The sequence below is a fragment of the Bacillus sp. SJ-10 genome, from assembly GCF_002843505.1.
In the GTDB taxonomy this organism is placed as follows: domain Bacteria; phylum Bacillota; class Bacilli; order Bacillales; family Bacillaceae; genus Bacillus; species Bacillus velezensis.
Map to the genome: position 1 here is coordinate 1,399,075 of NZ_CP025258.1, position 25,031 is coordinate 1,424,105.

General features: G+C 47.7%; 28 protein-coding genes and 1 other RNA gene. 22 read left to right on the forward strand and 7 right to left on the reverse strand.

Annotated elements, in window-relative coordinates; all coding sequences use genetic code 11:
* Window positions 1-22: 22 nt before the first annotated feature.
* Entirely contained in the window at window positions 23-1,315 is a 1,293-nt protein-coding gene (gene eno / locus CXL14_RS07010; protein ID WP_007409956.1) for a phosphopyruvate hydratase, read from the forward strand.
* 30 nt (window positions 1,316-1,345) lie between these two features.
* On the opposite strand, the gene CXL14_RS07015 is transcribed toward eno, so the two are convergent.
* Entirely contained in the window at window positions 1,346-1,807 is a 462-nt protein-coding gene (locus tag CXL14_RS07015; protein ID WP_014418908.1) for a GNAT family N-acetyltransferase, read from the reverse strand.
* Window positions 1,808-1,938: 131 nt separating this feature from the next.
* On the opposite strand from CXL14_RS07015, the gene CXL14_RS07020 reads away from it, so the two are divergent.
* Window positions 1,939-3,717 carry a zinc ribbon domain-containing protein gene (locus tag CXL14_RS07020; protein ID WP_014418907.1) on the forward strand — a complete coding sequence of 593 codons (1,779 nt, stop codon included), beginning with the start codon at window positions 1,939-1,941 and terminating at the stop codon, window positions 3,715-3,717.
* Window positions 3,718-3,757: 40 nt separating this feature from the next.
* Here CXL14_RS07020 and CXL14_RS07025 read toward each other — a convergent pair whose 3' ends face one another.
* A complete protein-coding gene (locus CXL14_RS07025) occupies window positions 3,758-4,468 on the reverse strand; it encodes a hypothetical protein (RefSeq protein WP_014418906.1) in 711 nt (236 codons plus the stop codon).
* Window positions 4,469-4,903: 435 nt separating this feature from the next.
* Here CXL14_RS07025 and CXL14_RS07030 point away from each other — a divergent pair, with 435 nt between their 5' ends.
* Window positions 4,904-5,536 (forward strand): NAAT family transporter, encoded by a 633-nt coding sequence (locus tag CXL14_RS07030; protein ID WP_007409973.1) that lies wholly within the window; start codon window positions 4,904-4,906, stop codon window positions 5,534-5,536.
* 20 nt (window positions 5,537-5,556) lie between these two features.
* On the opposite strand, the gene CXL14_RS07035 is transcribed toward CXL14_RS07030, so the two are convergent.
* Entirely contained in the window at window positions 5,557-6,114 is a 558-nt protein-coding gene (locus CXL14_RS07035; protein ID WP_014418904.1) for a GbsR/MarR family transcriptional regulator, read from the reverse strand.
* Window positions 6,115-6,374: 260 nt separating this feature from the next.
* Here CXL14_RS07035 and opuCA point away from each other — a divergent pair, with 260 nt between their 5' ends.
* Genes opuCA through opuCD form a run of 4 tightly spaced genes read left to right on the forward strand, consistent with a single transcriptional unit; the run spans window position 6,375 to window position 9,811 of the window.
* Window positions 6,375-7,514, forward strand: coding sequence for an osmoprotectant ABC transporter ATP-binding protein OpuCA (opuCA, locus tag CXL14_RS07040; protein WP_003151651.1), 1,140 nt, complete (start codon window positions 6,375-6,377; stop codon window positions 7,512-7,514).
* A 20-nt stretch (window positions 7,515-7,534) separates the two neighbouring features.
* Window positions 7,535-8,188 carry an ABC transporter permease gene (locus CXL14_RS07045; RefSeq protein WP_003151654.1) on the forward strand — a complete coding sequence of 218 codons (654 nt, stop codon included), beginning with the start codon at window positions 7,535-7,537 and terminating at the stop codon, window positions 8,186-8,188.
* Window positions 8,189-8,225: 37 nt separating this feature from the next.
* Window positions 8,226-9,119: an osmoprotectant ABC transporter substrate-binding lipoprotein OpuCC gene (gene opuCC, locus CXL14_RS07050; protein WP_094296336.1), complete on the forward strand. Its 894-nt coding sequence runs from the start codon at window positions 8,226-8,228 to the stop codon at window positions 9,117-9,119.
* A 17-nt stretch (window positions 9,120-9,136) separates the two neighbouring features.
* Window positions 9,137-9,811, forward strand: coding sequence for a glycine betaine/carnitine/choline/choline sulfate ABC transporter permease OpuCD (opuCD, locus tag CXL14_RS07055; protein ID WP_003151658.1), 675 nt, complete (start codon window positions 9,137-9,139; stop codon window positions 9,809-9,811).
* A 33-nt stretch (window positions 9,812-9,844) separates the two neighbouring features.
* Here opuCD and CXL14_RS07060 read toward each other — a convergent pair whose 3' ends face one another.
* Window positions 9,845-10,378 carry a GbsR/MarR family transcriptional regulator gene (locus CXL14_RS07060; RefSeq protein ID WP_003151660.1) on the reverse strand — a complete coding sequence of 178 codons (534 nt, stop codon included), beginning with the start codon at window positions 10,376-10,378 and terminating at the stop codon, window positions 9,845-9,847.
* Window positions 10,379-10,663: 285 nt separating this feature from the next.
* Here CXL14_RS07060 and CXL14_RS07065 point away from each other — a divergent pair, with 285 nt between their 5' ends.
* The 9 genes from CXL14_RS07065 to CXL14_RS07105 all read left to right on the forward strand — a co-directional run bounded on the left by CXL14_RS07065 (window position 10,664) and on the right by CXL14_RS07105 (window position 18,513).
* A complete protein-coding gene (locus CXL14_RS07065) occupies window positions 10,664-11,809 on the forward strand; it encodes a betaine/proline/choline family ABC transporter ATP-binding protein (protein ID WP_014418902.1) in 1,146 nt (381 codons plus the stop codon).
* A gap of 16 nt (window positions 11,810-11,825) precedes the next feature.
* The gene (locus CXL14_RS07070) at window positions 11,826-12,479 is read left to right on the forward strand and encodes an ABC transporter permease (RefSeq protein ID WP_014305838.1); all 654 of its coding nucleotides are present in this window, start codon (window positions 11,826-11,828) and stop codon (window positions 12,477-12,479) included.
* Between the two features lie 14 nt (window positions 12,480-12,493).
* A complete protein-coding gene (locus CXL14_RS07075; RefSeq protein WP_014418901.1) occupies window positions 12,494-13,411 on the forward strand; it encodes an osmoprotectant ABC transporter substrate-binding protein in 918 nt (305 codons plus the stop codon).
* An 18-nt stretch (window positions 13,412-13,429) separates the two neighbouring features.
* Window positions 13,430-14,107, forward strand: a complete 678-nt coding sequence (locus CXL14_RS07080) for an ABC transporter permease (RefSeq protein WP_014418900.1) — start codon at window positions 13,430-13,432, stop codon at window positions 14,105-14,107.
* Between the two features lie 110 nt (window positions 14,108-14,217).
* Entirely contained in the window at window positions 14,218-14,931 is a 714-nt protein-coding gene (locus CXL14_RS07085) for a lantibiotic protection ABC transporter ATP-binding protein (RefSeq protein WP_014418899.1), read from the forward strand.
* A complete protein-coding gene (locus CXL14_RS07090; RefSeq protein ID WP_014418898.1) occupies window positions 14,928-15,662 on the forward strand; it encodes a lantibiotic immunity ABC transporter MutE/EpiE family permease subunit in 735 nt (244 codons plus the stop codon). The genes CXL14_RS07085 and CXL14_RS07090 overlap by 4 nt, the downstream gene beginning before the upstream one ends.
* Window positions 15,659-16,435 carry a lantibiotic immunity ABC transporter MutG family permease subunit gene (locus CXL14_RS07095; RefSeq protein ID WP_014418897.1) on the forward strand — a complete coding sequence of 259 codons (777 nt, stop codon included), beginning with the start codon at window positions 15,659-15,661 and terminating at the stop codon, window positions 16,433-16,435. Before CXL14_RS07090 ends, CXL14_RS07095 begins: the two co-directional genes overlap by 4 nt.
* A 21-nt stretch (window positions 16,436-16,456) precedes the next feature.
* Entirely contained in the window at window positions 16,457-17,119 is a 663-nt protein-coding gene (locus CXL14_RS07100; protein WP_003151668.1) for a response regulator transcription factor, read from the forward strand.
* Window positions 17,110-18,513, forward strand: a complete 1,404-nt coding sequence (locus CXL14_RS07105; RefSeq protein ID WP_014418896.1) for a sensor histidine kinase — start codon at window positions 17,110-17,112, stop codon at window positions 18,511-18,513. Before CXL14_RS07100 ends, CXL14_RS07105 begins: the two co-directional genes overlap by 10 nt.
* 97 nt (window positions 18,514-18,610) lie before the next feature.
* On the opposite strand, the gene CXL14_RS07110 is transcribed toward CXL14_RS07105, so the two are convergent.
* The 3 genes from CXL14_RS07110 to CXL14_RS07120 form a co-directional block, all read right to left on the reverse strand.
* A complete protein-coding gene (locus CXL14_RS07110) occupies window positions 18,611-18,928 on the reverse strand; it encodes a catDE operon transcriptional regulator CatR (RefSeq protein WP_007613812.1) in 318 nt (105 codons plus the stop codon).
* A gap of 80 nt (window positions 18,929-19,008) precedes the next feature.
* Entirely contained in the window at window positions 19,009-19,440 is a 432-nt protein-coding gene (locus tag CXL14_RS07115) for a helix-turn-helix domain-containing protein (protein WP_003151674.1), read from the reverse strand.
* Between the two features lie 24 nt (window positions 19,441-19,464).
* Complete coding sequence (locus CXL14_RS07120) at window positions 19,465-19,875, reverse strand: transcriptional repressor RghR (RefSeq protein WP_021494135.1); 411 nt, start codon at window positions 19,873-19,875, stop codon at window positions 19,465-19,467.
* 195 nt (window positions 19,876-20,070) lie between these two features.
* Here CXL14_RS07120 and CXL14_RS07125 point away from each other — a divergent pair, with 195 nt between their 5' ends.
* From CXL14_RS07125 to ssrA, 6 genes are all read left to right on the forward strand, one after another.
* Window positions 20,071-20,259 (forward strand): helix-turn-helix domain-containing protein, encoded by a 189-nt coding sequence (locus CXL14_RS07125; RefSeq protein WP_095241444.1) that lies wholly within the window; start codon window positions 20,071-20,073, stop codon window positions 20,257-20,259.
* A 120-nt stretch (window positions 20,260-20,379) separates the two neighbouring features.
* Window positions 20,380-20,610: a preprotein translocase subunit SecG gene (gene secG / locus CXL14_RS07130; RefSeq protein ID WP_003151681.1), complete on the forward strand. Its 231-nt coding sequence runs from the start codon at window positions 20,380-20,382 to the stop codon at window positions 20,608-20,610.
* Between the two features lie 118 nt (window positions 20,611-20,728).
* Window positions 20,729-21,469, forward strand: coding sequence for an alpha/beta hydrolase (locus CXL14_RS07135; protein WP_157830846.1), 741 nt, complete (start codon window positions 20,729-20,731; stop codon window positions 21,467-21,469).
* 18 nt (window positions 21,470-21,487) lie between these two features.
* Complete coding sequence (rnr, locus tag CXL14_RS07140; protein WP_072177850.1) at window positions 21,488-23,821, forward strand: ribonuclease R; 2,334 nt, start codon at window positions 21,488-21,490, stop codon at window positions 23,819-23,821.
* Between the two features lie 139 nt (window positions 23,822-23,960).
* On the forward strand, window positions 23,961-24,431 hold the full coding sequence (gene smpB / locus CXL14_RS07145) for an SsrA-binding protein (RefSeq protein WP_003151688.1): 471 nt from the start codon (window positions 23,961-23,963) through the stop codon (window positions 24,429-24,431).
* A 167-nt stretch (window positions 24,432-24,598) separates the two neighbouring features.
* Window positions 24,599-24,961: a transfer-messenger RNA gene (gene ssrA, locus CXL14_RS07150) on the forward strand.
* Window positions 24,962-25,031 lie beyond the last annotated feature (70 nt).

Below are 25,031 nucleotides of genomic sequence, written 5' to 3' on the forward strand. Positions count from 1 at the left end.
AATCAAAAGGAGAGACAAACTCATGCCATACATTGTTGATGTTTATGCACGCGAAGTCCTCGACTCCCGCGGCAACCCAACAGTTGAAGTTGAAGTATATACAGAAACAGGAGCTTTCGGCCGCGCATTAGTGCCAAGCGGAGCTTCTACAGGTGAATACGAAGCGGTTGAGCTTCGTGACGGCGACAAAGACCGTTACCTTGGAAAAGGCGTGTTAACTGCTGTTAACAACGTAAACGAAATCATTTCTCCAGAGCTTCTCGGCTTTGACGTAACTGAACAAAACGCAATCGATCAGCTTTTAATCGAGCTTGACGGAACTGAAAACAAAGGCAAACTCGGTGCGAACGCAATCCTTGGCGTATCTATGGCTTGTGCGCGCGCAGCTGCTGATTTCTTACAGATTCCTCTTTACCAATACCTTGGAGGATTCAACTCAAAAACGCTTCCTGTACCGATGATGAACATCGTAAACGGCGGAGAGCATGCTGACAACAACGTAGACATTCAAGAATTCATGATTATGCCTGTAGGCGCGCCTAACTTCCGTGAAGCGCTTCGCATGGGCGCTCAAATCTTCCACAGCCTGAAATCAGTTCTTTCTGCTAAAGGAATGAACACAGCTGTAGGTGACGAAGGCGGATTCGCTCCGAACCTTGGTTCTAACGAAGAAGCGCTTCAAACAATCGTTGAAGCAATCGAAAAAGCCGGCTTCAAACCTGGCGAAGAAGTGAAGCTTGCTATGGATGCTGCATCTTCTGAGTTCTACAACAAAGAAGACGGCAAATACCATCTGTCTGGCGAAGGCGTTGTGAAAACATCTGCTGAAATGGTTGACTGGTACGAAGAAATGGTTTCTAAATACCCAATCATCTCTATCGAAGACGGACTTGACGAGAACGACTGGGAAGGCCACAAACTTCTTACAGAGCGTCTTGGCAAAAAAGTTCAGCTTGTCGGTGACGACCTTTTCGTTACAAACACGAAAAAGCTTGCTGAAGGTATCAAAAACGGCGTAGGCAACTCTATCCTGATCAAAGTAAACCAAATCGGTACATTGACTGAAACATTCGATGCGATCGAAATGGCGAAACGCGCGGGCTACACTGCCGTTATCTCTCACCGTTCAGGTGAAACTGAAGACAGCACAATCGCTGATATCGCTGTGGCAACTAATGCAGGACAAATCAAAACAGGTGCTCCGTCCCGTACGGACCGTGTTGCGAAATACAACCAGCTTCTTCGCATCGAAGATCAGTTGGCTGAAACTGCTCAATACCACGGTATCAACTCTTTCTATAACTTGAATAAGTAATCGAAAAAACCTCCCCATGGGGAGGTTTTTTTATATATCTGCATAAAGCCTTACCATGTCGCGGCACTGTATCCCGTTTTCGAAAATCTCCTCTTCATAATGCCTGATGAAAAAATCATGGTCGATGGCTTGAAGTCTGAAGCCGCATTTTTGGTAAAGGGCAAGCTGGCCTATACTGGAGTTGCCCGTTCCAATTTCAATAGTCGCCGCTCCCATTTGTTTTGCCTTATTCACGGCCTCTTCTATGAGCTTTCTGCCGATGCCATTGTTGTGCATTGATTCTTTCACCGCAATATTGACGATTTCTACTGTTTTTGGTCTTGTTTTCAAAAGGACGAAGACCCCTGCAAGCTCGTCTGACGTCCAAGCCGTATAGCATTCTCCTCTTACAAGATAATCATCGACAATCTCTTTCAACGGATCGGCCAGCAGCAATAGTTCATACAGCGCTTCATCCGGCTCCGCGGCTTTTCGGATGCTCAGTTTTTGCATGTCCGTTTCTCCTCCTCCGTTATGATCGACAGCTATTTTTCAAAATAACTCCAAAATCATTCTACTTTATTATAAAATATGAAACATAGGAAAAGTTATACAAGTTTTGCAGATTGAATAGGAGGAAAGTCATGTTTTTTTGTAAGTATTGCGGCCAGCAGAACAACGAAGAGGCGCATTTCTGTAAAGAATGCGGAAAACCGATCGGGAAAGGAAGCCGGCTGGAGCGGCAGGCGGCTGAATCCGCATCACAGCCGAGAAAGCCGATCCCTAAAAAAACGCTCTTCCTATGGGGAGGCATTGCCGCAGCGCTGATCTTATTGATTGCCGCATATAAAACCGGAGCCTGGCTGACATCTGAAAAAAGGCTCACAGATCAATTCGAACAGGCGGTTCATGACGGGGACACGAAAAAGCTCGCAGCCCTGCTCACTCCTTCAGACAAAAAACTGAAGCTGAATGAGACCAATGTCAAACCGCTCCTTGCATACGCAAAGAAACACGATGAACTGCTGGCATCGCTTCGCGGCAATTCATCAGAAAAAGATGCGGTATACGTCAAAAAAGAGGGAAAAACCCTTCTTTTGTTTGACCATTACGAACTGAAAGTCGATCCGGTTTATTTCCGCGTCACAAGCAATTATAAAGGCGCCGATCTTTATATCAACAGCGAGAAAACAGGTACGGTCAAAAAAGCCGATGAAACCCAAATCTTCGGCCCGTATGCACCCGGTGTCTACACGGCGGAAGCCAAGCTTAAAAATGAGACGGTTGACGTTGTCAAAAAGCAAGAGGCAGAGGCGGCCGGCAGCCGGAATGTTGAGTTTGACCTGCCGTTAGACGCCGAGGATGTGACATTCACTCCGGCAGACAGCTTCAAAAGCGCGAAAGGCGATCTGCTGATAAACGGCAAGTCCGTCCATAAAGATCCGTTTACATCCGTTACATACGGTCCGCTCTTAACTGACGGTTCCATGACAGCCGCCGTGGAGGCTGATTTTCCTTGGGGGAAAATGAAAACTGCCGATGTTCCGATCAACAGTACTGATGTGGACTTAACGCTTATCCCGGATCAAGATACACAACAAACAATCATGGACACGATTGTCAAAGCAACGAAGCAGTATACAAAAGCGATGGCAGACGGAAATACCGATCAGATGACCGAGGCTGGTTCCGCCTGGAAAGAGCAGACGAAAGAAGTGGTATCCGGCATGAAGAGTTCCGGCACCTTTTTGAAGGATCAGTATAAAGAGACAAGCTTTGATCTGGATTCATTTGCGATTTCTCAAGAGAACGGCCGCTGGCAAGTAACTGTTACGGGTAAAGAGCTTCATGAGTCTGCTTATTTCGACGGGAATACGAAGCCTGATATGGAAGAGGCTGAGCCGAGTTTTCACTATGTACTCTCATATGATACAAAACATAAAAAATGGGTTTTCGAAAAAGCTGACCCTGCCTCAGATTCTTCTGGGACAAATGTAAAAAAAATAAAAAATGACCAGCCGAATACCTATACATCCGCATGGGCATCATCCAAAGGAAATACAGCTTCAGGCAGCGTGACAAACGAGCAAGTCACATCGTTTATGACTGATTACCTGACAAATCAATCAAGCGCCGTCAGCCTTAACAATTTTGCCATCATGGCGGGCAATTTAGAAGAGGGAAGCCCTTTGTATGCTGATCAGCAGAAACTGGTCAAAAAACTGCACAGCGAGGGGACGACCGAAGTATTTAATGAAGTGAATGTCAAAAGCTTTTCACAGAAAGGCTCTCATCTGACGATTCATACGTACGAGGAGTTTTATATTACGAAAGCCGGCGGCAGTCCGAAGCTCAGAACATACAATTGGACGTATGGCGGCGTTGTTAAAGACGGAAGAATTTATTTAACATCCATTCAATAAAAAAACCCCCGTGCCAATCAGGCGGCGGGGGTTTCCGTTTTTAAAAGAAGAAATAATTCATGAGTTCTTTTATATAATGCTTGATCGTGAATTGAAACGTTACGCAAATGATCAAATAGATGACGATAACAGAATAAATGATATCCGCCTTAGTAGTGAGCTGATGCTGATAGCTCGCCAGCATGAGCGGAGGCACGGCAAACGCCGCTCCTAAAAGACCGACAGCCAGAATGGTGAAGCAAACGGTTGTATGAAGCAGCATAAAAATGAGGGCAAGAAGCAAAATAGCTGTAAACGGAATCAAAAAGGCCCCGAATCTGGACAGCGAATCTTTAAATGACACCTGCGCGCCGCCGGCCTTCAAAGCGATAAAAATCAAGAGATACAGGCAGAAAACGCATAATGCAAAGGTAAGCGCCGGTTTGATCACAACCGCGGTAAAACTGACGTCACGAAAGCCGTCTGATAAGAGAATATAAAACATAATCGGCGTCACCAGGCAGAAAAGCACCATGTTGATGATACTGCTGACAAGCTGTTCGCCGCCTGTCGTTTTACATGTTTGGTACGGTCGCTTTAACACATCAAGCACGAATAAGGCAAATTGCTTTGAAGCCTGCTTAGCCGCGGCGCCGGCCTGAGCGGCCTGGCCCTGCGTTTGGCCTGCGCCTCCCTGCCCGGGCTGGGGCGCCCCGCACTTTTCACAAAACTTTCCGCCATCAGTATGATGGCCGCATTGAGAACAATACATTCTAAAACTCCTTTTACAAGTAATATAGGGATTTTGTTCAATATTTACATTATAAAAGAAAATAGGGCGGATGTAACGGAGTTTTCTAAAGATATACAAATCACTTTCTCTATGAATTGATAATAGAGAAAAAGTACCCATTATGGTAGAATTTTAATGGAGCTGATAGATATCATGTCTCTCGGCGCATTGATTCAGAGTGAAAAAGGAAATTAACGCATGCTAAAAAAATTGAAAATGCTTTATCGGCTGTTGAAATTCGGAAAAGGCTTATGGAGATAGCAAACAAAAAAAACCGTCCTTAGGACGGTTTTTTTCTGTTTCCGGACCGTCCGGCTGAGGTTATAAAAAGCAGACCCCGGGGTAAAAACCATGCATAAGAAACAGCGGAGAACAAAACATAACTCAATAACGGCAAGCCATAAGGAGGTACGCATGTTTTCATTCATCATTCATGTCTTCATTTCACTGTTTGCAGTCTCCAATCCCATCGGAAACGTGCCGATTTTTCTTTCACTGACGGAAGGGTACTCGGAGAAAGAACGGACAGCGATCGCGCGCAAGGCTTCCGTGCTGTCGTTTATCATCTTAGCGGCTTTTTTAATCTTCGGCCATCTGATCTTTAAACTGTTTGACATTAACATTCATGCCTTACGTATTGCGGGCGGCATTTTTATTTTCGGCATCGCTTATAATCTTCTGAACGCGAAGAAATCTCATGTACAGTCTCTCCATCATGAAGAGAAAGGGGAGAGCAAGGAGAAAGCCGATATATCCGTGACGCCTTTGTCGATTCCGATTATCGCCGGTCCCGGTACGATCGCGACGGTGATGAGTCTGTCGGCCGGCCATGGCGGCATCTTCCATTACATCAGCGTGCTTATCGGCATTGCAGCCGTCATCGCGATGACGTTCATCTTCTTTCACTATTCTTCTTTCATCAGCAATAAGCTCGGGAAAACCGAAATGAACGTCATTACCCGACTGATGGGGCTGATTTTGGCGGTGGTGGCGATCGGCATGATCGGCGCCGGTCTGAAAGGCATGTTCCCGATATTGGTTTCCTGACTTAAAAAAGCAGCGCCCGGTTATCTTCGGGTGCTGCTTTTTTCTATTTTCGGCACATGCTGAAACACTTCTTCACTCTCAAAAAATTCTATCAAACGGCTCAGCCAGTCATAATAATGGAGCCAATCCGTCAGTTCATCCAAAAGCTGGCGGGCTTTTTCTTCAATATCGGGACTGAGATTTTCCGATTCCAGAAGCTCAGTCAGCTCGCGGTTCAGCTTTTTATAGAGCATTTTGTTTTTGCTGACCGCCTTTGTCCAATTTGCCGTAAACAGGGAGATAAACGTCTGGTAATAATCACGCTCGACGTCGTAAAGGTCTTTCCGAACGCCTTTTTCAAACACTTTTTCAGCCAGATTGGCATCGGTCATTTCGCGGACCACCTGGCTCATCCTCGTTTTGCTCATCCCGGTCGCCTCTGACAGCTCATTTAACGTCATCGGCTTGCGGTTCATATAAATAATACCGAGCACACGTCCAAGTGTGGCCGGCATTCCGAATGTATGCATATTCTCGGCGATTCTCTCAATGAGATGCTCTTCAGCATGCCCGATGATATCAAGAGCGTTTTTTTCCACGGCTGATCATCCCTTCACTGGCTTTTCATGCTGACAATATATCATATTTTTTACAGTTGATGAAAAAGATGATGCGGCAGGATATGCGAGCTATCGGGAGCGATTGTAAGAACATCCGCATTGTCAGCGGGATAACATGAAAAAATACGTATATTGTATATAATTTCAACACATTGTAAACTTTTTATTTTACAAATTTCATCTTATAATAAAGATTATACTTTTCAGAAAAATAACGGAACCCTTCGGAGGTGCACGGATTGCTGAGATTAGAAAATGTATCGAAAGTCTATAAAGGCGGAAAAAAAGCTGTCAACAGCATTGATTTAAATATCGAAAAAGGCGAGTTTATTTGTTTTATCGGGCCGAGCGGCTGCGGAAAAACGACGACGATGAAAATGATTAACAGACTGATTGAGCCGTCATCCGGTAAGATTTTTATCGATGGCGAAAACATTATGGAGCAGGACCCGGTGGAGCTGAGACGGAAAATCGGCTACGTCATTCAGCAGATCGGACTTTTCCCTCATATGACCATTCAGCAGAACATTTCCCTCGTGCCGAAACTGCTGAAATGGCCGGAACAAAAGCGGAAGGAACGGGCACGGGAGCTTTTGAAGCTCGTCGATATGGGCCCGGAATATTTAGACCGCTATCCTCACGAGCTGAGCGGCGGACAGCAGCAGAGAATCGGCGTGCTGCGCGCCCTTGCAGCGGAACCGCCTCTTATTCTCATGGATGAACCGTTCGGAGCGCTTGATCCGATTACGCGGGATTCCCTTCAAGAAGAATTCAAAAAACTGCAAAGAACATTGAATAAAACGATTGTGTTTGTAACCCACGATATGGATGAAGCTATTAAGCTGGCTGACCGGATCGTCATTTTAAAAGCGGGAGAGATCGTTCAGGCCGGCACTCCTGATGACATTCTCCGGAATCCGGCTAATGAGTTTGTCGAAGAATTTATCGGCAAAGAACGGTTATTGCAATCAAGACCGGACATTGAACGCGTCGAGCAGATGATGAACAAAAAGCCTGTCACCGTTACGGCGGACAAAACGCTTTCGCAGGCGATACAGGTGATGCGGGAACACCGTGTCGATTCCCTGCTTGTCGTTGATGACCTGAATGTGCTGCAAGGATATGTGGATGTCGAAATCATTGATCAGAACCGGAAAAAAGCGAGCCTCGTCGGCGACGTGCTCCGCTCTGATCTGTATACGGTCGAGCAGGGGACACTGCTGCGTGATACCGTACGCAAAATTTTAAAGCGCGGAATGAAATATGTACCCGTCGTTGATGAACAAAGGCATTTAGTCGGAATTGTCACGAGAGCGAGCCTTGTCGACATCGTTTACGATTCAATCTGGGGCGAGGAAGACCAGCTGGTGACAGGCTGACAAGGGGAGGAACGCTTACAATGAATGAAATGATCAAGTTTTTGCAGACGAACGGCGGAGAACTGTTATATAAAACGTGGGAGCATTTATACATTTCGATCATCGCCGTCATATTAGGCATTGTCGTCGCCGTTCCGCTCGGAGTGGCGCTGACGAGAATGAAAAAGGGCGCAGGCGCCGTCATCGGTGCCGTCAACATTGTGCAGACCTTGCCGAGTCTCGCGATACTGGCGTTTTTTATCCCGCTGTTAGGCGTGGGAAAGGTGCCCGCGATCGTCGCGCTGTTTTTCTATTCGGTGCTGCCGATTCTCCGGAACACGTATACCGGCATTCAAGGCGTAAATAAAAATCTGCTGGAATCGGGAAAAGGCATCGGGATGACGGTCTGGGAGCAGATCAGGCTTGTGGAACTGCCGCTTGCGGTTCCGGTGATCATGGCAGGCATCCGCACATCCACCATTTATCTGATCGGCTGGGCGACGCTTGCTTCCTTTATCGGGGGCGGCGGGCTCGGAGACTATATTTTTATCGGCCTGAATCTCTATCAGCCTGAATATATTATCGGCGGCGCCGTGCCCGTCACCATTTTAGCCATTATCATTGATTATCTGCTGGCGGCGACGGAACGGAAGGTGACGCCGAAAGGGCTGAAAGGACTGAAGGAAGTATCATAAGGAGTTGGCTGTTTTGAAAAGAAATCAAAAGAGATGGATGTGCGCACTGGCGCTGTCGGCTGCTCTGCTTCTAGGCGGCTGTTCCCTTCCCGGCCTGAGCGGGGCTTCCGATGATACGATCAAAATCGGGGCGCAAAGCATGACGGAATCAGAAATTATCGCCAATATGATCGCACAGATGATTGAACACAATACAGACTTGAATACGGCATTAATTAAAAACCTCGGATCGAACTATGTCCAGCAGCAGGCGATGCTCGGCGGTGAAATCGATATCGCCGCGACGCGCTACTCGGGAACGGATTTAACGAGCACCCTCGGCATGGAAGCGGAAAAAGACCCGAAAAAAGCATTAGCCATCGTCCAGAAGGAATTTGAGAAACGCTTCCATTACAAATGGTTTGATTCTTACGGATTTGAGAACACATACGCTTTTACCGTCACGAAAGAGCTTGCGGAAAAAGATCATTTAGACAAAGTGTCCGATATTAAGAAGCATGCGGATCAATTTAAGCTCGGTGTAGACAATGCGTGGCTGAAAAGAAAAGGTGACGGCTATAAAGGCTTTATCGACACGTACGGCTTTGAATTCGGCACAACCTATCCGATGCAGATCGGACTTGTATACGATGCCGTGAAAAACGGGAAAATGGATGCCGTCCTCGCCTATTCAACGGACGGACGGATCAAAGCGTACGATCTGAAAATTTTAAAAGACGACAAGCAGTTTTTCCCGCCGTATGACTGTTCGCCGGTCATTCCCGACAGCGTGCTGAAGCAGCATCCTGAACTGAAGGGCATTGTGAATAAACTGATCGGCAAAATTGATACGGAAACGATGCAGGGATTGAATTACGAGGTGGACGGCAAGCTGAAAGAACCGTCCGTCGTCGCTAAAGAATTTTTGGAGAAACATCATTATTTTGAATAAGAAATGAGGTGGGGCAAATGGAAGTGCTGCAGCAGCTCGGCACTTATTATTCTCAAAACGGCGCCTATGTGCTTCAGGAGTTTTACCGCCATTTTCTCATGTCGGTATACGGCGTTTTATTTGCGGCGATCGTCGGGGTTCCGCTCGGCATCTTCATTGCCAGGTACAGAACATTAAGCGGCTGGGTATTCGCGGTGACAAACGTGATTCAGACCGTGCCGGCGCTTGCGATGCTTGCGGTGCTGATGCTCGTCATGGGGCTCGGCGCCAATACGGTGATATTGTCGCTGTTTTTATATTCGCTTCTTCCGATCATCCGGAATACGTACACGGGAATCGCCAGCATTGAACACGCTTATCTTGAATCGGGAAAAGCGATGGGCATGACCAAATTTCAGGTGCTCCGCATGGTGGAGCTGCCGCTTGCGCTTTCCGTCATCATGGCGGGGCTGCGGACGGCGCTCGTCATCGCGATCGGCATTACGGCAATCGGTACGTTTGTCGGCGCGGGCGGACTCGGTGACATCATTGTCAGGGGCTCAAACGCCACGAACGGAACCGCGATTATTTTGGCCGGCGCCATTCCGACAGCGCTGATGGCCGTTATCGCAGATCTTGTGATGGCATGGCTGGAGCGGGCGCTGAGTCCGGTGAGAAAGAAAAAACGAACCAAAGCGCCGAATGCGGCATGAAAAAAACGCCTTGCGGGTCAGGGCGTTTTTTTCTTATGGCTTCGGAACATGCTTGAAAATTTCTTCGCTTTCAAAAAACTCGATCAGGCGGCTGATCCAGTTGTAGTAATCAAGCCAATCCTTTAATTCTTTCAGCAGTTCGTTGATTTTTTCCTCAGCTTCTTCCGGCACGCCGTTTTCAAGGACGGCTGTCAGTTCGCGGTTCAGCTTTTTATGCATCATTTTATTTTTGCTGACGACCTTGCTCCATGTGGCCGTAAACAGCGTAATAAAGGTTTGGTAATAATCCTGCTCGACGTCGTATAAATCTTTGCGGACGCCTTTTTCAAACACTTTTTCCGCCAGATTGACGTCAAGCATTTCACGGACCGCCTGGCTCATTCTCGTCTTGCTCATGCCGGTCGCTTCTGATAATTCAGTTAAGGTCATCGGCTTGCGGTTCATATAAATAATGCCTAAAATGCGCCCCACCGTCGCGGGCATTCCGAATGTATGCATATTTTCAGCGATTCGTTCTATCAAATGATCTTCAGCTTGTTCGATTACGTGTAACGGATCTTTCTCCAACAGTTTCAATCCTTTCAGTCAGCAATTCCGATGTCAATATACCACATTTTTAAACCGGCGGAAATGCTCTTCCGAGAGAATTTGGCAGTAATCCGGAGCAATAAGAAGAACTTTGCCGGTCAATACGGGTTAATCAGTGCTTACACAACCTTTATATATAATATGGACAAATTGTAAACTTTTTAATTTACAAAGTTTAATTTATAATGGGAAACGTTCAATTGTCTGAAAAGTTAAATTTGAATTTAACGAATTGAATAAACTTAATCATGGAGGTGTGAGTGTTTGCTGACATTAGAAAATGTCTCGAAAATGTATAAAGGCGGGAAAAAAGCCGTCAACAGCATCAACCTGAATATCGCCAAAGGCGAATTTATTTGTTTTATCGGACCGAGCGGCTGCGGCAAAACGACGACGATGAAAATGATCAACCGCTTAATTGAACCGACAGAAGGCAGAATCCTGATAGAAGGCCGAAACATTATGGAACAAGACCCGGTGGAACTCAGAAGAAGCATCGGCTATGTCATCCAGCAGATCGGGCTGTTTCCGCATATGACCATTCAGCAGAACATTACGCTCGTTCCGAAGCTTTTAAAGCATCCTGCCGAAAAACGGAAGGAACGGGCGCGGGAGCTTTTAAAGCTTGTTGATATGGGGCCTGAATATTTAGACCGTTACCCTCATGAACTGAGCGGAGGACAGCAGCAGCGAATAGGTGTATTACGGGCACTTGCCGCAGAGCCGCCGCTCATCTTAATGGATGAACCGTTCGGGGCGCTTGACCCGATTACGAGAGATTCCCTTCAGGAAGAATTTAAAAAACTGCAAAAAACCTTACATAAAACCATCGTATTTGTTACCCATGATATGGACGAAGCCATCAAGCTTGCGGACAGAATCGTCATTCTGAAAGCGGGAGAAATCGTCCAGGCCGGAACGCCTGATGAGATTCTCAGATTTCCGGCGAATGAATTTGTTGAGGAGTTTATCGGCAAGGAACGGCTGATCCAATCATCCAGCCCTGATATTGAACGGGTGGAGCAGATCATGAATCCCGATCCCGTGACGGTAACACCTGAGAAAACACTGTCAGCCGCCATTCAGCTGATGCGTGCCGAGCGGGTGGATTCGCTGCTCGTCATTGATGAAAAGAACGTTCTCCAAGGTTATGTCGATGTGGAGATGATTGACCGCAAACGAAGACAGGCGGTAACCGTCGCGGAAGTGCTTGAACGGGATCTGTACACGGTCAGAAGCGGCACTCTGCTTCGCGACGCCGTCCATAAAATTTTAAAAAGAGGCATGAAATTTGTGCCGGTCCTTGATGAAGCCGGCCGATTAACGGGAATCGTGACAAGGGCAAGCCTCGTTGACATCGTCTATGACTCCATCTGGGGAGAAGAGAATCAGCTCGCGGTGATGTCATGAGGAGGCTTCAATTGATATGAATCAGACCGTGCAATTTTTACAGGCAAATGGAGGAGAGATGCTTTATAAAACATGGGAGCATCTGTACATCTCATTAATCGCCGTCATGGCGGGCATTCTCGCCGCCGTTCCGCTCGGCGTCCTGCTGACGAGGATGAAAAGAGGAGCCGGCGCCGTCATCGGCATCGTCAACATCATTCAAACCTTGCCGAGCCTTGCCATTCTTGCGTTTTTTATTCCGCTTTTAGGCGTAGGAAAGGTCCCGGCCGTTGCGGCGCTGTTTTTCTATTCCATGCTGCCGATTCTCAGAAACACGTATACGGGGATTCTCGGCGTCAATCGGCATCTTCTGGAATCAGGAAAAGGAATCGGCATGACGGCATGGGAGCAGATCAGGCTTGTAGAGCTCCCGCTTGCCGCTCCGGTCATCATGGCGGGCATCAGAACGTCTTCGATTTATTTAATCGGCTGGGCGACACTCGCCTCCTTTATCGGCGGAGGCGGGCTGGGAGATTACATTTTTATCGGCTTGAACCTTTATCAGCCGGAGTATATTATCGCAGGCGCCGTTCCGGTCACAATGCTGGCGGCAGCCGTCGATTATATGCTGGGGATGACAGAACGGAAAGTCACGCCTGACGGGCTGAAGAGCATAAAGGATGCTTCATAAGGAGGAGGTCTCTCATGGGGAATAGATGCAAAAAACGGCTGCTCGCAATCGCCTGTATCGGCATGCTGCTCCTTGGCGGATGCTCGCTCCCGGGGTTGAGCGCCGCATCGGAGGATACCATTAAAATCGGCGCGCAAAGCATGACCGAATCAGAAATTATCGCGAGCATGCTCGGACAGATGATCGAACATCACAGCGGGTTGAAAACATCCGTTATTAAAAATCTCGGTTCCAACGCCGTACAGCAGCAATCCTTGATCAACGGTGATATTGATATCGCCGCTACGCGCTATACAGGTGACGCGCTGACCGGGACGCTTCGCATGGAGCCGGAAAAAGACCCGGACAAAGCGCTGCGGCTCGTTCAGCGTGAATTTCAAAACAGATATGACATGAAATGGTTTGATTCTTACGGCTTTGATAATACATACGTCTTTACCGTTTCCGGACAGCTTGCCCGCAAGTACCATTTAGAATCGGTATCCGATGTCAAAAAAGAAGCGTCTCATCTGAAATTCGGCGTAGATAACTACTGGATGAAGCTGAGAGGCAACGGATATCAGGATTTTATGAAAACATACGGAATGTCATTTGAAGGCACGTATCCGATGCAGATCGGCCTCGTTTACGACGCGCTGAAAAGCAGAAAGATGGATATCGCGCTCGCTTATTCCACCGACGGAAGAATCATCGCTTACGGACTGAAAACGCTGAAGGATGATAAGCGGTTCTTTCCTCCGTATGACTGTTCACCCGTCGTTCCGGATCAAGTATTAAAAGAGCATCCCGAACTGGAGGGCGTGATCAATAAAATGATCGGCGCGATTGATACAAAGATGATGCAGAAAATGAATTACGAAGTTGACGGCCGATTAAAAGAGCCGTCCGTCGTGGCTAAGGAATATTTAGAAAAACATCATTACTTTGAATAACGGAAAGGAGATGTGCGGATGGACACGATGAAAGAGCTATTTACGTATTACGCTCAAAACGGCAGCTATGTTCTGTATGAGTGCTGGCGGCACTTTCTCATGTCGGCGTACGGCGTCGTTTTCGCCGCCGTTTTCGCTATTCCGGCCGGAATTGTGACAGCCAGGCACGGGCGTCTCGCCCGCTGGGTGTTTGCTGTGGCGAACGTGATTCAAACCGTTCCGGCGCTTGCGATGCTCGCCGTCCTGATGCTTGTCATGGGGCTCGGGGCCAATACGGTCATCACGGCTTTGTTTTTGTATTCCCTGCTGCCGATTCTCAGAAATACGCACACGGGCATTATCAATATCGAGCACGCTTATCTCGAGTCGGGAAAAGCGATGGGCATGACGAAATACCAAATCCTTCGTATGGTGGAGCTGCCGCTTGCGCTTTCCGTCATTATGGCGGGTCTCCGAACGGCGCTCGTCATTGCCATCGGCATCACGGCGATCGGCACCTTCGTCGGGGCGGGCGGCCTCGGCGATATGATCGTCAGAGGGTCGAACGCGACAAACGGAACCGCCATTATTCTGGCGGGCGCCATCCCGACCGCGCTGATGGCGGTGGCCGCAGACCTGCTGATGGCGTGGCTGGAACGAGCCCTCAGCCCGGTGAAAAAACAAAAAAGAAAGCTGATCGTACGCTCAGCCTCATGAAAAAAGCATTCTTCCGCGGGAAGGATGCTTTTTTTTGATTTCTTGATTAAATTTTGATAACTGCGCTGTAAAGTCTTACATATCAAATAACAAAGCAGAGGGGTAATCAAATGAGCAACATCATAGAAACGAGACAGCTGCAAAAATCATTCGGCAGACAACAGGCAGTGGCTGATGTGTCTCTATCAGTAAAACGCAACAGCATATACGGCCTGCTCGGTCCGAACGGCGCGGGAAAATCAACAACACTTAAAATATTGACCGGCATGCTGCAGCAAACATCCGGCGAGGTTCTGTTCGACGGACATACATTGAAGCGCGAAGACTTGAAAAGCATCGGTTCCCTGATTGAAGCGCCGCCGCTTTACAGCAACCTGACAGCCGCTGAAAATCTGAAAGTCCGCTGCGTTATGCTCGGACTGCCTGATTCAAGAATTGCGGAAGTGCTGGAAATTACGGGATTAACGGGAACCGGAAAAAAACGCGCCGGACAATTTTCCATGGGAATGAAACAGCGTCTCGGCATTGCGTTAGCATTATTAAGCCGTCCGTCGCTCTTAATTCTTGATGAGCCGACAAACGGATTGGACCCGATGGGAATTCAGGATTTGCGGGAATTTATCCGCTCCCTCCCCGGACAGGGCATGACGGTTATTTTATCAAGCCACCTGTTATCAGAAGTCGAGCAGATTGCAGACCATATCGGGATCATCAGTGACGGCGTTTTAGGATATCAGGGAGAAATCAGCCGGGAAGATGATCTGGAGCAGTTGTTTCTGGAGGTAGTCAAATCAACACGGGAGAAAGCGGGGACAGGAAAATGATTCAGTACATGCAGGCGGAACATCTTACATCTAAAAGAACATTTATCAGAAAGCTGATCATTCTGATTCCGCTTCTGAACACGGCTTTTTCTTTTCTGCTGAATACGGCTTATTTTATGACGGGCACGTTCAATTGGTGGGCGGTTATTTTCATGCCGCTCATGATTGCTCTAATGTGCGGTTTATCTGTTAAAAAAGAGAAAAAATCTGCGAATGACCGCGCGGTGTACTCATTGCCGGCAGATTTAAAAAGCATATGGCTCTCAAAAATAAGCTTGATCGCGCTGTATTCACTCCTGTCGCAAATCGTCTTTTTCATCATCATGTTTTTACTTGGCCTTGTATTTCCGGGAATTGCTGCGCTGCAGCTGAAAGGCGTTGAAGCAGGCTCCCTTTTATGGCTGACGACGCTTTGGGAAATTCCATTGTGCTTATGGATTGCCAGGCAGTTCGGATTTACGGCAGTCATTCTCGTGAATATGATCGCCGCTTTTGTTTTGGGTATTGTGCCGGCGTCCGGTTCATTGTGGTGGCTGAGCCCATGGAGCTGGTCAGTCCGAATGATGTCACCGATTCTCGGGATCCATCCGAACGGAATTCCGCTTCCCGCAGACAGCGGCTTATTAAACGGAAACGTGATCATTCCGGCTATTATTCTTTCTATTCTTTCTTTTATCGCAATAAGTTTGATTTCCGCAGTGTCTTTTTCAAAAGGGGGAAACCGGTCATGACCGTGCTTTTACGATATATGTGGGCCGATGTATTAAAAATGAAGCGCACGCCGCTCATATGGATGCATGTTGCGGCGCCGGTTTTATGCGCGGGATTTTTCCTTTTGTTTTTGTATATGTATGGAAGGATTCAGGAGCCTTATGAGCTGTACAGCGTCTTCTTCAGCGCGATTGCCGTTTTATACCCTTTCATCATCAGTATTGTCTGCGGCATGTCTGCCTCGGTTGAGGAACAGGCGGGCCATTTTCAGATGATGCTGGCGGTGCCGTATTCGAAAATCGTCAGTTTTGCGGGCAAGCTGCTTTTGCTGCTCCTATTGAATGTGTTATCGGCAGGTCTCGCCATCTGTCTTTATTTGGCGGGGATGAAATTTGTTCTTCACATCAATGATCTCCCCTATCTTACGTTTTTAAAAGGAGGGGCGTGGCTGATTGCCGGCAGTATTCCGCTTTATATGATGTCTTTTTTTGTCGGCGTAAAGTACGGCATGGGACCGTCCGGGCTTTTAGGGGGTGCGGGATTATTAATAGCGGCGCTCATGAATACGGGACTTGGCGATATCATCTGGCGTTTTTTCCCGTGGGGATGGAGCGTGCGGCTTTCAGGCCTTGCAGGACTGCTGCATTTTGACAAAGTCAAAAAAGAGTTCCTCCCTTATGTAAGATACGATATGAGATTCGGAGAAATAATGTTATATTTTTCTATAGTGATATTATGTTTGGCCGGCCTCTTTTGGTGCAGAAGATGGGAAGGGCGGCGTTCATATGAATAAAGGCAAGGAGCGATTCGGCCGGTGGCAAACATTTTAGCAATTGATGATGAAAAAGATATTCTCGTTCTGATCAGAAACATTTTACAGCGTGATCAGCATACAGTAACGATTCTGGAAAAAGCGGAGGATCAGTCATTGGATTTTTTTCAAGGCTATGATTTGATTCTTCTCGATGTCATGATGCCCGGAACGGACGGGATTGAACTCTGCCGGCGGATTCGGCCGCTGGTGGACAGCCCGATCCTGTTTTTAACGGCAAAGTCTGACGAAGAATCCATTGTGAAAGGCCTCATGACAGGCGCTGATGATTACATCACAAAGCCGTTCGGCGTACAGGAATTGATGGCAAGGGTAAACGCGCATGTCAGAAGGGAACGGCGTGAGAAGCATCAGACGAAACGGCTGATATCAGGCTTCATGTTTGATTTTGACAATAAAGAAGTGTGGATGGATGACCGGAAACTGCCTCTTACGAAAAACGAATATAAAATCGTTGAATTTCTGGCACAGCATAAAAACAGAACATTCTCACGGGAGCAGATTTACGAGGAAGTGTACGGCTTGGACGGCGATGCGCTCTATTCAACCATTACGGAGTTTATCAGAACCATCCGGAAAAAATGTAAAGAACACGGGGCTGATCCGATCAAAACGGTGTGGGGTGTCGGATACAAATGGGAATAGCAAAAGGAAAATCCAGCATCCGCAAAGAGCTTGTCAAATTTACCATCACGCTGTGTCTGAGCACGATGGGGGTGGCGGCATTATGTGTCGCCTTAAATGCCATTGCCATGAATGCCGGAGCGATCCTGCCCGCAAACTACAGCGAGCATGAGGCGGAACAGATCAAACCCCGCCTGAAATCAGCGGAAAAGATAACAGAAGATATGATCCCCGCAGGTATGACATACGCCGTTTTTGATAAAAAAACAAAGCGGATGACGAAAGGAACGATGACGGAACAAGATGCGGCCAACGCCAGAAAAAAGATTCAGCATCAGCCGTATTTTAATTATGCTCAAAAAGGATTCATGGTGATAAATCGGAAAGATGAATACGGCGTTCTCCAATATTCACTCAGGTCGGAATTTCAGTCGCCGCTGTTAAGGCGCTATCTGCCGAATTATGAATGGACGGGTCTTACGATTCTGATCACTTTGCTTCTTTTGACCGTTTTTATCGTGACGACGCGTTTCGCCAATCAGCTGAGACGGCATTTCAGCACACTCAGCTCCATTACGGCAAGCATTCAAAAACAGAATTTAAATATCAATCCAAAAAGGTCGCGTATAAAAGAATTTGACGATGTCATTGACTCTCTGCTGAAAATGAAAGACGCGCTTCAAGCATCTCTGGCGGCGCAGTGGGAGGCGGAGCGGATAAAGAAAGAACAGATCGGCGCGCTTGCGCATGATATTAAAATTCCGGCAACGATCATTAAAGGAAATGCCGAGCTGCTTCAGTTAACAGAGCCTGATGAGGAGCAGGCGGAATATGCGCAGTATATTCTGGATGCCGGAAACAAAATCGAGCATTATGTCGGACAGCTGATCCAGCTTTCCAAAGCGGAGGAGGCAGTTGCCGTTCATGTGGAATATACTGACCTCAAAGAGTGGATTCAAAACATATATCGTGACGCGGCGGCGCTTGCGGGGCCGAAGCAGATTGATCTCGTCCTCAGCGAACGGGGAAGTGACCGAAAAGAAGCGCCGATCGATCATGAGCTGCTCCACAGGGCGGTCATGAATATCGCGGCAAATGCCGTCGACTATACGCCGGAAGGAGGGGAAATCCGTGTGGACGTCCTGTGCACCGATTCCGCCCTCCATCTTGCCGTATCCGACAGCGGAAGCGGGTTCTCGCCGGAAGCGCTGAAAAGAGCGACACAGCTTTTTTACACGGAGGATAAAAGCAGACATTCGGCGGGGCATCACGGCATGGGGCTTACATTCGCCCATCATGTCGTACATCTTCACCACGGCGAATTAATACTTGAAAATCAGGAGTCTGGAGGAGCCCGGGCGGAGATTCGAATTCCGCTGGAAGGCGTCAGACAAAAACAAGCCCTGCACGTATGAGGGCTTGTTTTTTCTGTTTCCATGTTTCTTTGAGAAAGGCAAAAATAAAAACGGCTGCCCGTTTGAGAGATCAGCCGCTTATGCGGAAAAGAGTTTATCAGGAAGGATCAATCCATTGTGAAGACCACTTGGAAATTTCCTCTAAAATAGGGGCTAATGCGCAGCCTTTTTCCGTTAATGAATACTCAATGCGGACAGGCGTTTCGGGGATAACATCCCGTTTGATGACACCTTCTGTTTCAAGTTCTTTCAGACGTTCTGACAAGACTCTTCCGCTTAAATTCGGAAGCGCCGCTTCAATTTCGCTAAATCGCTGCTGTCCGTTCAATAACTGAAAGACGATTAGAGCCACCCAGCGTTTACTTAGGATGTCGACCGCTTTTTCGAATCTGGGGCACATTTCTGATTGGTTCATGCTTTTTCACCTCGTCTTCTGCTATTATACCGCAAAATCGGAGGGAACGTATGTCTGGCGCTCGTTAAGTTGGGAGGGAATCAAAAAGAGGATGAGGAATCCGGGGAGCGCTTTTTCGCTTCAGCCGCGATAAAGTCAAAGTATTTGCTGACGCTTTCAATATCTTCTTTTGTGAAGTGCTGCCACTTTTTGCTGTCAAACAGCGGCAGATGCTCCGCGCCTCTGTCAACGGCGGTCTGATAGATGGCGCAGATGGATTGATAGCTTTCGGATGTTTCGCGGATTTCCTCCTGAAATGCCTTGATGTGTCCGGCCCGCGCCATTAACTCCTCGTACGGAATTTTTAATGTGTCAGCCAATTTTCTGATGGTCGCCGGTTTAGGAATGCCGCGGTGCCCGTTTTCAATTCTGGAAATGGTCGCCGAGCTGACGCCGGAATAGACGGCAAGCTGATTGACGGTAAGCTTCCGGGCGCGGCGCAGCTCTCTTAATTGCTTTCCGAATGTGTTCAATAAGATCGCCTCACATGTGCAAAGTCATGAGTCTTCATTTGTTCTTTTTTTGGCTTCCGCCGCTAAGAACGCAAAGTATTTATCAAGCAGAACCAAGTCTTCTTTCGACAGGTGCCGCCAGTTCTCCCGCTCTAATAAGGATAAATCATGCAGCTCATACGTTTCGGCTTTTTCCAGCAAGGTGCAGCCCGTGTCGTACGGGGCTCTCGTTTCCTGGACGGTCTCTATGTATCCCGCCGTCTTCATCAGTTCCTCATACGGGATTTTCAACGCATCTGCGAGCTTTTTAATGGTTGCAGGTTTCGGCACCCCGCGTTTGCCGTTTTCAATCCGCGAGATTCCCGCGGCGCTGACGCCTGAATACGTTGCCAGCTGGTTCACTGTCAGATGCCTTTTTTCCCGCAATGTCCGCAATTGTTTCCCGAAGCTTTCCACAGTCTCTCCCCCTCCCGCGGTCTATTTATATTCTAGTATGTTTATTGACTAAAGGGAATAGTCAGGCTGGAAAAGTATTGACAAAAGTTAACAAAAGCCGTATCTTATGTATAAGAAAGAAAGTATTTGACAGAACGGAAGGTGAAGAAAGTGGTCGAAAAGATACAGATCAGAAGAGATTATGTGCTGCAGTATATGGTCAATAATGACTACTCGTTAAACCAGCTCGCCCTGGAGATCGGAATATCTCCCGCCACACTGAGCCGTGTACTGAATGGAGAGCGGAGGCCGGGACAGCTGGTCATCGGAAAAATGCTCTATTACTTTGACATGAAATTTGAAGATCTTTTTTACTACGACTTTGTTGACAAAAGTCAACGATGATGGAAGATTCAAACGCATTTCCGTTTTTCTGACATGATGTGCACCGATACGGCGTGACATGCCTTTGTTTTTCATGTAAAATAGAAGCAATGTAGGCCAGTCAGTCTGGAGGTGTATGGGATGCACACATTATTGATTACCTTATTGGTTATCGTCAGTATTGCACTTATTATTGTCGTATTGCTTCAAACCAGCAAAAGCGCCGGTTTATCGGGTGCAATTTCAGGCGGGGCGGAGCAGCTTTTCGGAAAACAGAAAGCAAGGGGCCTTGATCTGATTCTTCACCGCACAACCGTTGTGCTGGCAGTCTTGTTTTTCGTGTTGACGATTTCGCTGGCGTATATCGTATAAGGCAATGTTTGTATAAGGTCTGATTTAATATCAGGCCTTTTTCTTGTTGAGAGACGGCGTTTGTTTCTCGCAAAACTGTGGAAAACTAAATTGAATGTGCAAAAAAGGGGTTATGAGCATGAAAATTGTGACACCAAAACCATTTACATTTAAAGGCGGAGACAAAGCGGTGCTTTTGCTGCACGGCTTTATGGGAAATACAGCGGACGTACGAATGCTGGGACGTTATTTGAATGAACGGGGCTATACGTGCCACGCGCCTCAATATGAAGGACATGGCGTTCCCCCTGAAGAACTGGTACATACAGGGCCTGAAGACTGGTGGAAAAACGTGATGGATGGCTATGAATACTTAAAATCTGAAGGCTATGAGAGCATCGCTGCCTGCGGACTGTCGCTTGGCGGGGTTTTTTCGCTGAAATTGGGTTACACTGTACCCATAAAGGGAATTGTTCCAATGTGCGCGCCGATGCATATTAAGAGTGAAGAAGTTATGTATCAGGGCGTCCTTTCATACGCTCGCAATTACAAAAAATTCGAGGGGAAAAGCCCGGAGCAAATTGAAGAGGAAATGAAGGAATTCGAAAAAACGCCGATGAACACCCTTAAGGCGCTGCAAGACTTAATTGCTGATGTGCGGAATAATGTCGATATGATTTATTCACCGACATTTGTGGTGCAGGCCCGTCATGATCACATGATTAATACCGAAAGTGCTAATATTATTTACAATGAAGTGGAAACTGACGATAAACAGCTGAAATGGTACGAGGAATCAGGCCATGCCATTACGCTCGACAAAGAACGTGACCTCGTTCATCAGGATGTGTACGAATTTTTAGAGAAACTCGATTGGTAACAAACAGGAGGTCGAATAATGGAAAAAGAAGCGTTTATGGACCGTCTTCTCGCGTTTATGAAGGAAGAGGCGTACAAGCCCCTTACCGTTCAGGAACTCGAGGAGATGCTGAACATCACGGAAGCAGATGAATTTAAAGAGCTGGTAAAAGCGCTGGTGGCGCTCGAGGAGACGGGACAGATCGTCCGCACCAGAAGCAACCGCTACGGGCTTCCGGAAAAAATGAATTTAGTAAAAGGAAAAATTTCCGCGCATGCAAAGGGATTCGCGTTTCTATTGCCGGAGGATACCTCTTTAAGCGACGTGTTTATTCCGCCGAATGAGCTGAATACGGCCATGAACGGCGATATCGTCATGGTGCGGCTCAATTCCCAGTCAAGCGGATCGAGACAGGAAGGCACGGTCATCCGCATCCTGGAAAGAAGCATCGACCGCGTCGTGGGCACATACACAGAAACGAAAAGCTTCGGCTTTGTCATCCCGGATGATAAGAAAATCACGAGTGATATTTTTATTCCGAAACATGCCAATAACGGCGCTGCGGAAGGCCATAAAGTCGTCGTCAAACTGACAAGCTACCCTGAAGGCAGAATGAACGCCGAAGGAGAAATCGTTGAAATACTCGGCCATAAAAATGATCCGGGCATCGATATTTTATCAATTATCCATAAGCACGGCCTGCCGGGGGACTTTCCGGCTGAAGCGATGGAGCAGGCAACAAGCACGCCGGATACCATCGATGAAAAAGACATCAAAAACCGCCGTGATCTCCGCGATCAGGTCATTGTCACCATTGACGGCGCGGATGCGAAGGATCTGGATGACGCCGTCACCGTGACAAAGCTTGATAACGGCAGCTACAAGCTCGGCGTTCATATTGCCGACGTCAGCCATTACGTCACGGAGAATTCCCCGATTGACAAAGAAGCGCTGGAAAGAGGGACAAGCGTGTACTTGGTTGACCGGGTCATTCCGATGATTCCGCACAGACTGTCTAACGGAATCTGTTCTTTAAATCCGAAGGTCGACCGGCTGACGCTTTCCTGCGAAATGACAATCAACCAGCAGGGGCAGGTAACAGAGCACGAGATCTTCCAAAGCGTCATTAAAACGACGGAAAGAATGACCTATTCAGATGTCAACCGGATTCTCACAGAAGACGACGCCGAGCTGAAAGAAAGATATGAGCCGCTCGTCCCGATGTTTAAAGACATGGAACGTCTGGCGGAAATTCTCCGGGCGAAACGGATGGACCGCGGCGCCGTGGATTTTGATTTCAAAGAGGCGAAGGTGCTCGTCGATGAGGAAGGCGCCGTAAAAGACGTCGTCATCAGAGAGCGCTCAGTAGCGGAAAAGCTGATTGAAGAGTTCATGCTTGTCGCAAACGAAACGGTGGCCGAGCACTTCCATTGGATGAACGTGCCGTTTATTTACCGGATTCACGAAGAGCCGAACGCCGAAAAACTGCAAAAGTTTCTGGAGTTCGTCACGACATTCGGTTATATCGTCAAAGGGAAAGCCGGAGACATTCATCCGCGCGCGCTGCAAAGCATTCTTGACGAAGTGCGGGACCGTCCGGAAGAAACGGTGATTTCAACCGTCATGCTCCGTTCCATGAAGCAGGCGAAATACGACCCGCAAAGCCTGGGCCATTTCGGGCTGGCGACTGAGTTTTATACACACTTCACATCGCCGATCCGCCGTTATCCTGACTTAATCGTTCACAGGCTGATCAGAACGTATTTGATCAACGGACAATCGGACGAAGCGACTCAAGAAAAGTGGGCCGAACGCCTTCCGGAAATCGCTGATCATACGTCAACGATGGAACGTCGCGCCGTTGATGCAGAGCGGGAAACGGACGATCTGAAAAAAGCGGAATATATGCTTGATAAAATCGGCGAGGAATTTGACGGCATGATCAGTTCCGTCACGAATTTCGGAATGTTTGTCGAGCTGCCGAATACGATTGAAGGGCTTGTGCACGTCAGCTTTATGACGGATGATTATTACCGTTTTGACGAGCAGCATTTCGCCATGATCGGCGAACGCACGGGCAACGTTTACCGCATCGGAGACGAAATCACGGTCAAAGTCGTCGACGTCAATAAAGATGAGAGAAACATCGACTTTGAAATTGTCGGCATGAAAGGCACCCGCCGTCCGAGAGAAACAACAGGCGACCGCAGAAAACGCGGCAGACCGGCGCGGAAACGTGTATTAAACAGCAATACCCCGGCTTCACCGCCGAAATCGGAGGAAAAAGGGGAATGGTTTACAAAACCGAAGAAGAAAAAGAAAAAACGCGGTTTCCAAAACGCGCCGAAACAAAAACGCAAAAAGAAGAAGTAAATGCGAAAAGCAAATGGGGCAAAATGCTCTGTTTGCTTTCTTTCGCAAGCCGCATTTTCATTGTCGCGGAACGTTCCATTTGCTAAAATAAAGCGTATCGCACACATGAACGGTTTTTGCGGAGAGAGGAGGATAAGGCATGCCAAAAGGATCAGGCAAAGTATTATCGCAAAACAAAAAAGCAAACCATGATTACTTTATAGAAGAAACCTATGAAACAGGCATCGTGCTGCAAGGGACGGAGATTAAGTCCATCCGCGCCGGCCGCGTAAACATGAAGGATTCCTTTGCGAAAATCGAGCGCGGCGAAGTGTTCCTCCACAACATGCACATCAGCCCGTACGAGCAGGGAAACCGCTATAACCACGACCCGCTCCGGACGAGAAAGCTTTTGATGCACCGGAAAGAAATCAATAAGCTGATCGGCCTGACGAAAGAGAAAGGCTATTCCCTCGTGCCGCTGAAGCTGTATTTGAAAAACGGCTTTGCCAAAGTGTTAATCGGCCTCGGAAAAGGGAAGAAAACATACGATAAACGCGAAGATTTAAAACGAAAAGACGCCAAAAGAGAAATCGAAAGAGCGTTCAGAGACAGACAAAAAGGCTTCTGATGCCTGAGCCTTGATGTGATGACTGCCCTATGCTATACTGTTCACACATCAGATTCACAGGCTGTTTATTGAAGACATTCCCAATTGAATTTGTCTGTGATCATGATATAATAACAGTACAGCCAGTTGAGCAAGAGCTTGATAGATCTCCCGTATACCCTTAACAAGGGGACGTTACGGATTCGACAGGGATGGATCGAGCTTGAGCTGCGAGCCGAGAGGCGATCTCGTTAACACGCACCTAAATATAACTGGCAAAACTAAAAGTTTTAACCAAAACTTAGCACTAGCTGCCTAATAAACGCAGCGAGCTCTTCCTGACATTGCCTATGTGTCCGTGAAGAGCACATCCAAGTAGGCTACGCTTGCGTTCCCGTCTGAGAACGTAAGAAGAGACTGACAGACTAGCTCTCGGAAGGCCCGCCCGCAGGCACGAAGACGAGTGAAACACGAAATATGCAGGCTACGCTCGTAGACGCTTAAGTAATCGATGTTTCTGGACGTGGGTTCGACTCCCACCGTCTCCATACATAACAGAGGAACCGCAGTGCCGTCACATGACGCACTGCGGTTTTTTCATGCCGAAATCAAGGAGTGAAA